Genomic DNA, 11,854 nt, shown 5'->3' on the forward strand with positions numbered 1-11,854 from the left:
ATCCAACTGCTGGCTTTGCAATGGTCAGTTTCGGCTGCCAATTGATGCGATGGCCGGCTCTCCCCTCCGCCATCCTAGCCCGCTAGCAGATCCAATGCGCGAAGTATCAGAAAATCAGGGCGGGCCGGTCACGCCAGTTTCAGCACCTGCTCGATTACATATTCGGTCTGCGCTTCAGTCTGAGCAGGCCCGATCGGCAGGCTGATCACCTGCGCAGCCAACGTCTCAGAAACAGGGAACGCACCCTTGCTATACCCAAGCCCGGCATAGGCGTTCTGCAGATGCGGCGGTTTGGGGTAGTGGATGACGGTGCCGACTCCTGCAGCCTCCAGCCGGGTGCGGAAAGCATCCCTGTCCGGATGGCGCACCACAAAAAGGTGCCATACCGGGTCCGCCCATTCCGGCACCGCAGGCAGTACCAGTCCGGCCACTGACAGTGCGTCCAGGTAACGGGCGGCAATGGCCTGGCGGCGGGTGTTCCAATCATCGAGCACTTGCAGTTTCACTTGCAGCGCCGCTGCCTGCATCGGATCCAAACGGCTGTTCTGGCCAGCCAGTTCATGCTCGTATTTAACCGCCGAGCCATAGTTGCGCAGCATCGACACTCGCTCTGCCAGCTCCGGCGAGGTGGTGGTAAACCCGCCGCCATCCCCCAGCGCACCCAGGTTCTTACCCGGGTAAAAGCTCCAGCAAGCGGCCTCGCCGAAGCTGCCGATCCGCTTGCCTTTGTATTTGGCGCCATGCGCTTGGGCGGCGTCCTCCAGAAGGTGCAGCCCGTGCTGTCCGACCAGCTCAATCAGCGGATCCATGTCGGCTGGCTGACCATAAAGATGGACCGGAATGATTGCCTTGGTGCGGGACGTGATGGCAGCGGCCACCGTCTCCGGGCCGATGTTGTGGGTGGCTTCCAGCGGTTCCACCGGAACGATGGTTGCTCCGCAAAAGCTGACTGCCAGCCAGGTCGCAATATATGTGTTCGCGGGCACGATCACTTCATCGCCCGGGCCGATCCCCATTGCCTTCAGCGCAAGGATCAGCGCGTCCAGGCCGTTTCCAGTGCCCAGGCAATGCGGCGCACCGGTGTAACGGGCAAAACCGGCCTCAAATGCTTCAACCTCAGGACCCAGAATGAAGTACCCGGACCGCGCAACCCGCAGCACAGCTGCCTCCAGCTGGCCCTGAATTTCGGCATGGGCACCCGCAATATCGAGGAAAGGAACCTTCACGCTGCACCTGCCGCAGCTTTGAATTCATCATAATCGCGGATGTAATCCGCTTCGTCATAAACTTCGGAGGTCAGCACCATGCAAACCGCCCCGGAGGAGAAGTTGTCGAGGTAGCGCCACATCATCGGGCAAACATACAACCCGTAGTAGGAGCGGTTCAGGTGGAAACGCTTGGTCTCAAAACCGTCGTCCAGCAGGATGTCGAAACTGCCCGACATGCAGATAATGAATTGATGCAACCCCTTATGCGCGTGCTCGCCGCGGTCGGCCCCGCCCGGCACGTCATACAGGTAATATACCCGTTTGATATCAAAGGGGATATGGTTGCCGCCCTCAACAAAGGTCAGGTTGCCCCGCACGTCTGTTATCTTGGGCAAGTCAATGATTTTGCAGTCAGTCAGAGGCACGGAAACCGCCTTCGCATTTGAATGTCCCTTGTGTATATGCATATCTGAACCGGACCAGCAAGCAGCGCCGGCCGCCAGGGCCGTCTCAATCAAGGACAATGCCCCCATGAGCAAAAAGCTACTGATCATCGGTGCGGGTGAATTCGCCGACATCGCCTATGAATACTTTACCGTCGATAGCGACTGAATTTGCGGTTGAGGTCATACAGATGAATTCAAAGGAGGTATTTGGGTTAACTGTGCAGGCGCAAAAACGCGCGAAGATAGAATGCCCCGCAACCGATGCAGAGACGCGGGCTGGGCCTCTCGTTTCCAGGCTGAAGCGAGTCCGGGTGTTTTGGGAAAGGGATGCCTGTCGGCTCACCTGCATGCGACGTTTGGGAGGCTTGCGCGGTATCCCGGGCTTGCTCGATGACGTTGTCAATATCTTAGCATTGACTGTGCCAGCCAGCAGACACCGGCTTAATATTGATTGTACTAAAACCCAGTGTGCACCAAGTGCTTTCTTGCCATCCAATCCGCGAAGTCAGTATGGAAACCACCTTGCCACACACACATGCAAACACATAGTAACTGACCAACTCCTTGAAGGATGACACATTGATGTCGGTAAGTAGTTTACTGAAATCCCCGGCGCTTGACCCGAATTTTCAGTCATACCTGAGATTGGTTGAACCATACGATGCCGCTTTTGTCTGCCAGCTTCGCGCAGACCCGGCCCTAAATCGGCATCTCAGCCCGTCATCAAATGACGTGCTTGAACAGACCAAGTGGATTGAACGCTACAAGGAGAGAGAAAAACACAGCGAAGAATACTACTTTGTAATCTCAAGCAATGAAACGGATTTCGGCGTCATACGAATGTATGACTTCCGCAGCAACCCGCGCTCATTTTCCTGGGGAAGCTGGATAGTCAAACCCGCACGCCCAGCTGGCCTTGTCACATTTTCAGCGGTGATGATCTATGAAATTGGTTTCGACACCCTGGGCTTTGAACAAGCCCATTTCGATGTCAGAAAAGGCAATAGCAAGGTTATAAATTTCCATCTGCGCTCTGGAGCGATCGAGGCCGGGGAAACGGACCTGGACCGGCTTTTCATCTTCCCGAAGGCGGCTTGGTCATCCTTCCGGGAAAAGAGCGCTGGCCAGCTCAAATCGCATCGCGTGCTCTGCAGCTAATTCCCGCCCAGACATTGGCGCTGATTCTACCCCTGTATCGGGCACCCACCGCACACGCTGAAAGCCGCTGTCAGTCTGATCGGGTGTCATCCGCAAAGGGGTATTCCGAAACGGAATTGACCCGGTTTTGGCATTTCGGCTGCCGGAAAGTGGTTCTCCTGGAACGCGAGCCAGCCATGGCCGAAAGAGTTGTTCACCACCCGCATCACCGTTTATTATCAGAACGACGGCCAACCCACTTGACACAAACGTCCACTGCCCCCCGGCCTGCGCCTGACCTAGCCCCACTTGAGTGGTCCAAATTGAAAGTTAGTGCATGGTTGGCCTTTGGTCTATCAGGACGATGGCCTCTGGCGCAGGCGGGCGGTAGCCCAGAGCACTGTGGGGCCTTTTGGTGTTGTAGTGTTTTCTCCAGCTTTCGATAATGATCTGGGCCTCGCGTAGCGAATAGAAGATTTCACCATTCAGCAATTCATCTCGCATCCGCCCATTGAAGCTCTCGCAGTATCCGTTCTCCCAGGACGATCCAGGGTCGATGTATGCGGTTTTGGCCCCGACAGCTTTGATCCAGCCTCTGACGGCCTCAGCAATGAACTCAGGGCCATTGTCCGACCGAATGTATGCTGGTACGCCACGTAGGATAAACAGGTCCGTCAGTGCATCGATGACCTCGTTTGCATTCAGCTTTCGCTTCACCCGGATCGCAAGGCATTCCCGGCTGTGTTCGTCCAGGATGTTCAATGTCCTGAACGCCCTGCCATCATCTGTCCGGTGATGCACGAAGCCGTAGGACCAAACGTGATTGCGATACTCCGGCCGCAGCCGGACACATGATCCGTCGTTGAGCCAGAGCCGTCCCCTCCTGGGCTGCTTCATTGGAACCTTCAGCCCCTCCCGCCGCCATAAACGTTCGACACGTTTATCATTCACCCGCTGCCGGCAGGCGGTGTTTACACCGCCGAGAGGGGCCAGCCAGCGTCCCGCAGCAGGGCCGCAACCCGGCGGTAGCCGTATCGGCCGTATTGACGTGTCAGCTCGATCATATCGGCGACCAGGCGTTCCTCATCAGCACGCCCTTGAGGCAATTGCCGCTGTGTGGACCGGTGCTGGCCCAGAACGCGGCAAACGCGACGCTCGGAAACCTTCATTTGGCTGCGCACATGATCAATGCAGGACCGGCGGCGGGAGGGGCTCAGAAGTTTCCCTTTGCGGCCTCGGACAGGATCAATTTGTCCAGTGTCAGGTCCGAAACCGCCCGGCGAAGCCGCTCGTTTTCCTTCTGCAGCCGCTTTAGTTCTTTAAGCTGTTCCGTGCCCATTCCGCCGTAATTCTTCTTCCAGCGATAGTAGGTCTGTTCCGTAACGCCGATCTGACGGATCGCGTCTATGCGGGGCATGCCTTGCCCCATCAAGACTTCAACCTGCCGTAACTTCACGACAATCTCTTCAGGCTTGGGCCTCTTGGTCGCCATCTATGGTCCTCCGTTTCCTAATCATAGGGGCGGACCACTTCTTTGGGGGAGACTCAGGCCTAAGCCCCCAAAACGAGAAATGCGACGCAGGCTAAAGAAAAGGACGATACATGACACAGACACCCGCCGCCAGCTTCATCCTGTTGCCTTACTGCCAGGAGGACACGATCACCGAGGCCGTACAGTCCTTGCTGAACCAGAAGTGCGAGCCGATCGAGATTATCATTTCAGATGACGCCTCGACCGACGGGACCTTTGAAAAAATTCAGGAAGTGATAAAGGACTACCGTGGCCCGCATCCTGTTTTAGCACGGCGCAATGAAGTCAACCTTGGCCTCAACCGCCACATTGCACGCTCCGTATCCCTTGCGACCTCAGACCTGATGATCTGGGCGGCCGGAGATGATCGAAACGCCCCGGGCTGGGCCCAAAAAGTTATCGATTCCTACCGGCAAACCGGCGCCAAGCTCATCTACTCCGATGCAGAAACGGTCGGACCCGACAAATAGCCCTGGCAAAGACGCTTACCGCCGCGCGCTGTTCTACAGGAGCTTCACAATACTCGATGCGGCAACATCTTTCTCTCTGTTCTTGGGCGCGACAGCAGCCTGGCACAAGGATCTGCACCAAAAATACGGCGGCCTCCCCGAGGACAGCGCCTATAAGGATCTGATTCTCGGCTTCCGCGCTCTGCTGGAGGACGGCCTGCACTATATTCCCGAGAAGCTGGTGACCTACAAAGAAGACGTCGGCATCTCAGCCCAGCTGACCAAAAAGATCAGCACTCTGACCAATCAGGAGCGCCGGACAAGGATGCTGAAAGGGCAACTGGCCGTCTTGGAACAGCGCCTTGCGGATGCCAGAACGTTTGGCCTGACGGAAAATTCGCCGGTTGTCAGGAAGATGGCACAAGCTGCCGGCAAGATCCGTGCCCGGTTGGATTTCTATGACGGTATCGGCGCCGTGCTGGCCAGCCGGCACTATGGCTGGGGGGCAAAGCTGCAGGGCATCGCCAGCGAAGGCATGCGCAGGCTGCGCAACAGGTAACGGGGCAGACCCAAAATGCCAGCCGGCAGGCCGCAGATTGTCAGGCTTGCAGCCTCCAGGGGTCTTCCTGGTCCAGACTACCTGAAACCGCATCGGAACCTGCATTTGTCCTGAAGGCGCCGATGGCCCCGGCCATGGCCTGCGCTTCTTTGGACAGACCCAGGCTTGAGGAGGTGACCTCCTCGAACAGGGCCGCATTGCGGGTGGTGGCATCGTCAAGATTGGACATTGCCGAATTGATCTCCTGCAGGCTGCCGGATTGCTCGGAGGAGGCCTGGGAAATAGTTTTCATCAGATCTGCTGCGCTGTCGACAGAGGCGGAGATTTCACCAATTGCCGTGCGGGTCTGTTCAACCAGATCCGCACCAAGTTCGACATTCTGGCCGGCTTCATCCACCAGTGCCGAAATTTCAGTCGCAGCTTCTTTCGACCGGTGCGCCAAGGTCCGCACTTCCGAGGCGACCACCGCAAAGCCCTTGCCAACAGTGCCAGCACGTGCCGCCTCAACCCCGGCATTCAGCGCCAGAAGGTTGGTCTGCTGGGCAATCGCTTCGATCATGCCGATGATCCGTGAGATTTTTTCTGAACTTTCCTTGATTGCTTCCATTGCGCCGTAGGTCCGCTTCACCACCTCAATACTGGCACTGGCATTCTCGCGCGCCGCTTCAACAGAAGCGGACGCCTCTCCCGAGGCCTGGGCGGTGCCGGTAATGGAAACCGAGAGCTGGTTCACGGCAGCAGCCGTGCCTGCCAGCGTCTGCGCAGTACGCTCTGAGCGTTCGGACAGATCGCGGGAGGCCGAGGAGATTTCGGTGCTGCCGCCGGCAATCGACTGGCCGCTGGTGCTAAGGCTGCTGACAGAGGCCTCCAGTTTTTCCAGCGCCGCATTGAAATCATCCCGCAGCTTGGTATAGCCCTCGCCCATTTCCCCGTGGATCCGGGCTGTCAGATCACCCTGCGACAGCTGCTCCAGACCCTCGCCAATGGCCGTCACTGCCGCCGTCTGCTCTGCCAGGCGGGCGTCACGTTCCGCATCCGCTGCGGCCTCGACTTCTGCCTTCTCCACCAGCCCGTCGCGAAACACCGAAAGCGCCGTGGCAATCCGGAAGATTTCATCACTCGACCGGTCGTACCCTGTTACCGGGCGCAGATTGCCCGCAGCCAGCCGCTCGGTTGTGCCGCTGATATCAGCCAGAGGGCGCAGGATAAGGATCCGGGTCAGAACCAGAGACGCCAGGAAGACACCGGCAGCCACAGCCGCCAGGATTTGCAGCTGTTGCTGCGCTGCCTTCACCTCAGCCGCGAGACCGCCCGCAATGGACGCGATCTCCAGCCGGCTTTCGGCACCCAGACTGGTTGCGTGATGTGCAAATTCCAGCACCGCATCCACAGTTGCCTGCGACGCCGCAGCAGCCGCAGCTGTGGCCTCCAGCGACGCCACCTTGAAGACCGGCAATCCCTCAGACGGATCGGCCAGGCCCACCAGATCCTTAAGCTCCTGCGCAAATACCCCGTTATTGAAACCGGCATAACCCTGCAGCGCCTTGGCAGCGTCCTGAAGCGGGGCAGCAGCGGCATCTGCGGCATCAATATCATGCGCGGCCGCCACATCCAGCGCCGCCACCTGGAAGGCGCTGATCCAGCCATTGATCTCCAGCAGCTGCTGCAGCACGCCAACCTGGTTGTCCAGCAGCCCCTGGATCGCCGTCCGGTTATCGGAACTGGCCTGGGTTGCCGCAACAGACAGGGTGAACACCATACGCTCCATCGCCTGGGTCAGCGGGCGCACGCTGGCATTACGGGCGCTCAGAACTTCTTTGCGGCTGTCCTTCAGCTCCTTGCGGCTCGCGGTGAGGGTATAGCGGAACAGTTCCACACCCGCGCGGACCTTCTTGGCCCTGAAGGCATCCAGGCCCAGCTCTTCAAGCCGCCCCATGACCGGCTCCAGCCGGCTCAAAGCGTCATTGGCCATTTTTTTGAGCGCCCGCTTGGTGGGCACGTCGCGCACATGGCCCAGAGCCAGAGCCGCACCAGACAAAATGCTGATATCAGCGCGGGTTTCCAGCAGCGTTTGCAAGCTGCCGAACCGTTGCTCAACCAGATTTTTGAGCACCTCATCAACCTGGCCGATTGTGTCCTCGCCGCCTGCCATCAAACTGTCGCTGGCCTCCGACGCGACCTGCACAAGCTTCGCTTGCACCGTTTGGCTAAGTGTCTGCAGGCTGCCGGTCTGGGAGTCGATCCAGGCCAGGTTTCGAAAAGCGCCTTTGCGGGCCGCGATCAGATTGCTGAGCATTTCGGAGGCCGCGTCAGCCTCCTGCCTGAAACTGGCCCGCTCTGCCGCAGGCAGTTCAGCCAGGCTGTTTTCAAGATGTGCTACCGCTGCAACCGCCTCAGTCTCGGCCTGGACCAGCTCGTCAACTGATCCAGCTTGCAAGACCGCAATCATCGCATCCTTTGCCCGGCTTCCCGCCTTGACAAGACGGCCGCTCAGCTCCAGCCGGGGTACCTTCTGTTCCGTCAAAACCTCCATTTGGCGGCCGGTCTGGGAAAAGACCAGCGTAACCATGACACCGCCAACAGCGATAGCAGCCCCCATCGCCATCAGGATCAGCGTGATTTTTGCGCCAATGCTGGAAAACAAACGGAAACCGCGCTTGGCGGGAAGTTTTTTCTTTGCAGTCATAGTATCACCCAAGGCATCCGCCCATATTCCGTGCCAAGACCGGACAAGCAGCCGGCCCCACCGCCGTTATCGGCTGGTCAGGCATTCAATGGTGCAGGGCCGCTGCCGCACAGCTGCCCGCATCTCCCAAACAAAAGGGACGCAAGAACGTAAAAAAAATATGAGCGGCAATCGGGAAATCTGTTGAATTTTATCGACTGGCAGAGAAAGCAGCCCGCTGCAAAGGCCGTTTCAACACTACCGGTCAGATCTCTCCGGACAGACGGCGCGCCGCGTGCAGGGGTAAATTTGTGGTTTCGGTAACAGGCCGGTAACCGGAAAGCGGATCAAAAACATGCCGGATCTGCCCGCCCTCGCGGCAAGTGGTCAGCAGCACCGGACGGCCATTCACCTGCTGGCCGGAAACAGTAACCGGCAAAGTGCCTGTCAACCAGCCGCCATAGCTGACGGCCCCGCTGCCGCTGCGGATGACAATCTCGAAGTAGTCCAGCGCTGCCATTCTGAAGATCAGATCCGGCACCTCGCTTGGCCCGCCTCCCAGATGCTCAACCGTCAGATCGGCACCGATAAGGTTTTGCACCGAATAACCCCAGCGGTGCATGAAATCCTCAACAACGTCCAGGATCTCTTGCGTCCGCTCCTCTGGCTGCACGCCCGGGCCGAATTCCGAAAACCGGCGTTCGAAAGACAGATTTTCCGGCACTCCGCCTCCTAGACCTTGGTTCAGGGCCAAACTGCCCGGTTTGCTGCTGGTTCCGGCAAAGCCTAGCACGCACAACTGCTGCCTGCACAAAAGATATTATGGGAATACAGGTTACACAACGTCACCGTGGCTTTTGCACAATCGCCTGACCGGCTATTCCGGTACGCCCGCCTGCCGCAAGGCAGAAGCCCATTCCTGTCCCGCCGGGCTCATCGCTGCAGGATTGTCGCGCTGGAACTGCGACAGGCAGAACTCCGGCGCGGCCTCAAGCAGTTTTTGGACTGTGCTGCGGGCTTCAGCGCCCCGGCCGGACATTTGCAGGGCGATCGCCTTGGACCGCAGCGGCACTGGAAAGGCGCCCTTGGCTTCAAGCGACCGCTCGGAAAGTTCAATTGCACGGGCAAAGTTGCGGGCAGACAAATACGCCAGCGCCGAGAGCGCATCAAAATAGTACCGCTGCGGTCCTAAAGGCGTCAGCCGCCGGGCCGCGTCGGTCATTTGCACCGCCTCATCCGGCATGTCCTGATAGGCCAGCGTCGCCCCTTTCAAAAGCAGCGCCAGCGCTTCGTTTGGATTGTCGCGCAGCGCCAGGTCATAGGCGTCCTGTGCCAGATCAAAGCGGAACGTCAGGTGGCTGGAGATAAGCCCCTTGAGCGTATGAGCCAATGAGAAACCCGGTGCAGCTTCGATGGCGGCCTCTGCCATCCGGCTGGCCAGACGGCTGTCCTCTCCACGGTTCACAGACAAGCCCTTTTCGACCCGCATCACGTGCCAGAATCCCATCCAGGTCAGCGGCAGCACATGTTTTGGCTCCCGTTCAAGCAGATGCGACAGGATCTCATGTGCTTGCTGGAATTTGCGCGCGTCCATTTCCTGCATCAGTGAAATCGCCGCCATCAACAGGGTATGGCTTTCCAGGGTGGACAGCGGCTTGAAACCCGCCAGCCGGACAGCTTCACCCGCAGCGGTCTGTCCGATTTGCTGGGTGGCATTGCGCAGCACGGCACTGCGGCCTTCCATCAGGCTGCCTTTGCTGCCCTCGAAACTGCGGGACCAGATTACTTTTTCGCGGACTGCATCATGCAGATCGATCTCAACCCGGAACCGGTTGCCGTCGCAGCTGACGGTGCCCGACACCAAGTAATCAACGCCCGCGACTGAAGACACTTCGGCCGGACGCACTGTTTCCGGATCAAACTGGCGCGAAGCCAGATATGAGGTGACCGAAAACGCCCAGCTGCGCGACAAGTACCGTGACAATTCTTCAGACATCAGCGACCCCAGCGGCACAACCGCGTCGCCCGGGGCACGATGCACAAAGGGCAGCACCGCAATGGAAGGCAGCAGCCCATCCAGGATTACACGGCCCGGCGATGTTCCTGCCTGCGGTCCAGGCCGGGCAGCACCACGGGCGAACTCCGCCCGGGCTTCGTTCAGCCAAGCGTTAAAAGCGGTCTCATGAGGCAGTTCAAACCCTTCCATGAAATTCGCATTGCCTGCGCAACTGTCCAACTCCACCCGGGTCAGGTCGAGGATAACCCGCTCCCGGTTTGCATACAGCAGCTTGGCCGCTTCGGGACCCAGATGCCGGCGCAACGTCGACAAGGCTGTCCGCAGGCTTGCCTTTGCCTGTTCGGGCTGCGCCAGGCACCACAATGTCTTCTCCAGAAACGCCCGCGTGCGGATCCCGCCATCAGCTGAGGACAAAAGCGCCAGCAGCGCCTGATGTTTCGCGCCAAGCTGAACATTGGTTCCATCTGCGTGAAAGACGCCAAACGCGCCAAACCGGCATATCTTCAGAAAGACCGTCATCCGTAAACCCCACAATAATCCGTGTCGCACTTGAAATTAAAGTAACGTTACATTGCATTGCCGAAATATGTTTTGCAATTACTGATTGCATTAACTTCACAATTCATTTCAAAAGCAACGCCTGACAACCTTCGGGCACATCTGACGGCGATCATAACAGCGCACACGTCAAGGCACAGTAAACCGGCCACATGGAGCAGACTGCTTTAGTGCAGCAGTGCAGGTCCTTTGCAACAACCATGACCTGATCAGCTGTAAAGAACAACCACACACGCAAAAACTGTAATTCATTATCATTTTGGAACAACGGGACTGACTGCCGGTATCGATTATCAAGCCCTCGGCCTGTGTCGTTTTGGCACCTGCCCCTAAACCGCTGGCACAAAACGGTAGCCGCTGCCAATGCGCTCTGCCCGCCCGATACCGCCGCCGGGCAGATGATAGCCAATCAGCTGCATTTGCTCGGCGGCAAGCCGGTCCAGCAAACGCATACGTGCCGCAGCAGCCGTTTGCGGCTCCTGGTCAGCACCAACCGGCCTGCCAGGGTCAGCAAAGCTCACATGATGATTGCCCACTGCATCCCCTAGAACCAGGACACTGTTACTGCCATCCCGGACTTCAAATGACATATGCCCCGGCGTGTGGCCTGGCGTGGCATGAGCAGCGACTCCCGGCAGGATCTCCTCGCCGTCCCGGAAAAGCTGCACCTTGTCTTCCAGCTGCTCCATCCGGCGCCGGGCTCCAATGGCCATGGCTGTCCTGCTGCTGCCGATGCTGTCTGCAGTCTTCGGGTCGAACCAGTACTCCCATTCTCCCTGCCCCATCAGATAGGCCGCGCCAGGGAACAGCAGATCGTCAAAATCATCCAGCACCCCCCACAGGTGATCCGGATGGCAATGTGTAAAGACCACATGCGTCACCTGGTCAGGTGTGACACCAAGAACCTCCAGCGCGCCGGTCAAATTTCCCGCACTATCCTGAAACCCCGGCCCCGCGCCGGCATCGAACAGGACAACTCGGCCTTCTTCGCGCAGCAAAGTTACATTCACCTCCGGCGTCAGCGGCCCGGCTGGAAGTCCGTACTGTTTCAACGCTTGCTGCAAAGCGTCCGGCTCAAGCCCGTCAAACAGAAACTCCGGCGGCAAAGTGAGATACCCGTCTGAAACTGTCTCAATCCGCTTGTTGCCCAAATTGATCCGCGCCGAAGCCCAGCCGGGGACAGCAGCAGCAGCCAGCCCCGCTGCAGCCGACAAGCCAAAATCACGCCTGGTGAACCCCATACCGTTTCCTTTCCCTATCGCCGCGCAATCAAATGCACAAATA

10 protein-coding genes and 1 pseudogene are annotated in these 11,854 nt (G+C 58.5%); 4 read left to right on the plus strand and 7 right to left on the minus strand.

What is annotated here, in order from left to right; all coding sequences use genetic code 11:
* Positions 1-128: 128 nt before the first annotated feature.
* Together K3724_RS15680 and K3724_RS15685 are read right to left on the minus strand one after the other, a co-directional pair.
* On the minus strand, positions 129-1,226 hold the full coding sequence (locus tag K3724_RS15680) for a DegT/DnrJ/EryC1/StrS aminotransferase family protein (RefSeq protein ID WP_259986847.1): 1,098 nt from the start codon (positions 1,224-1,226) through the stop codon (positions 129-131).
* Positions 1,223-1,675: an FdtA/QdtA family cupin domain-containing protein gene (locus K3724_RS15685; protein WP_259986848.1), complete on the minus strand. Its 453-nt coding sequence runs from the start codon at positions 1,673-1,675 to the stop codon at positions 1,223-1,225. The genes K3724_RS15680 and K3724_RS15685 overlap by 4 nt, the downstream gene beginning before the upstream one ends.
* Between K3724_RS15685 and K3724_RS15690 the strand changes: the two genes are divergently transcribed.
* Together K3724_RS15690 and K3724_RS15695 are read left to right on the plus strand one after the other, a co-directional pair.
* Positions 1,608-1,820, plus strand: coding sequence for a hypothetical protein (locus K3724_RS15690; RefSeq protein ID WP_259992725.1), 213 nt, complete (start codon positions 1,608-1,610; stop codon positions 1,818-1,820). The two genes, K3724_RS15685 and K3724_RS15690, sit on opposite strands and share 68 nt — an antisense overlap.
* Positions 1,821-2,218: 398 nt before the next feature.
* Positions 2,219-2,812 carry a GNAT family N-acetyltransferase gene (locus K3724_RS15695; RefSeq protein WP_259986850.1) on the plus strand — a complete coding sequence of 198 codons (594 nt, stop codon included), beginning with the start codon at positions 2,219-2,221 and terminating at the stop codon, positions 2,810-2,812.
* A 309-nt stretch (positions 2,813-3,121) separates the two neighbouring features.
* On the opposite strand, the pseudogene K3724_RS15700 reads toward K3724_RS15695, so the two are convergent.
* Positions 3,122-4,283: pseudogene (locus K3724_RS15700) on the minus strand (IS3 family transposase).
* A gap of 110 nt (positions 4,284-4,393) precedes the next feature.
* Between K3724_RS15700 and K3724_RS15705 the strand changes: the two are divergent.
* The gene (locus K3724_RS15705; protein ID WP_259986852.1) at positions 4,394-4,792 is read left to right on the plus strand and encodes a glycosyltransferase family 2 protein; all 399 of its coding nucleotides are present in this window, start codon (positions 4,394-4,396) and stop codon (positions 4,790-4,792) included.
* A gap of 82 nt (positions 4,793-4,874) precedes the next feature.
* On the plus strand, positions 4,875-5,330 hold the full coding sequence (locus K3724_RS15710) for a hypothetical protein (RefSeq protein ID WP_259986853.1): 456 nt from the start codon (positions 4,875-4,877) through the stop codon (positions 5,328-5,330).
* A 40-nt stretch (positions 5,331-5,370) separates the two neighbouring features.
* Here the strand turns inward: K3724_RS15710 and K3724_RS15715 are convergent, their stop codons facing one another.
* The 4 genes from K3724_RS15715 to K3724_RS15730 form a co-directional block, all read right to left on the minus strand.
* Positions 5,371-8,016, minus strand: a complete 2,646-nt coding sequence (locus tag K3724_RS15715) for a methyl-accepting chemotaxis protein (protein ID WP_259986855.1) — start codon at positions 8,014-8,016, stop codon at positions 5,371-5,373.
* A 244-nt stretch (positions 8,017-8,260) separates the two neighbouring features.
* Positions 8,261-8,719, minus strand: a complete 459-nt coding sequence (locus K3724_RS15720; RefSeq protein ID WP_259986857.1) for a hypothetical protein — start codon at positions 8,717-8,719, stop codon at positions 8,261-8,263.
* A gap of 153 nt (positions 8,720-8,872) precedes the next feature.
* Positions 8,873-10,531 (minus strand): transcriptional regulator, encoded by a 1,659-nt coding sequence (locus K3724_RS15725; RefSeq protein ID WP_259986859.1) that lies wholly within the window; start codon positions 10,529-10,531, stop codon positions 8,873-8,875.
* A 368-nt stretch (positions 10,532-10,899) separates the two neighbouring features.
* Positions 10,900-11,811, minus strand: a complete 912-nt coding sequence (locus tag K3724_RS15730; RefSeq protein WP_259986861.1) for an MBL fold metallo-hydrolase — start codon at positions 11,809-11,811, stop codon at positions 10,900-10,902.
* Positions 11,812-11,854: the final 43 nt, after the last annotated feature.

Origin of the sequence: Leisingera sp. M658, from assembly GCF_025144145.1 — a bacterium.
GTDB lineage: Bacteria > Pseudomonadota > Alphaproteobacteria > Rhodobacterales > Rhodobacteraceae > Leisingera.

Excerpts from the sequence above, each read along its gene's own strand:
- K3724_RS15730 (WP_259986861.1), bottom strand. The coding sequence starts at position 11,811 with ATGGGGTTCACCAGGCGTGATTTTGGCTTGTCGGCTGCAGCGGGGCTG.
- K3724_RS15715 (WP_259986855.1), bottom strand. The coding sequence starts at position 8,016 with ATGACTGCAAAGAAAAAACTTCCCGCCAAGCGCGGTTTCCGTTTGTTT.
- K3724_RS15705 (WP_259986852.1), top strand. The coding sequence starts at position 4,394 with ATGACACAGACACCCGCCGCCAGCTTCATCCTGTTGCCTTACTGCCAG.
- K3724_RS15685 (WP_259986848.1), bottom strand. The coding sequence starts at position 1,675 with ATGCATATACACAAGGGACATTCAAATGCGAAGGCGGTTTCCGTGCCT.
- K3724_RS15690 (WP_259992725.1), top strand. The coding sequence starts at position 1,608 with ATGATTTTGCAGTCAGTCAGAGGCACGGAAACCGCCTTCGCATTTGAA.
- K3724_RS15725 (WP_259986859.1), bottom strand. The coding sequence starts at position 10,531 with ATGACGGTCTTTCTGAAGATATGCCGGTTTGGCGCGTTTGGCGTCTTT.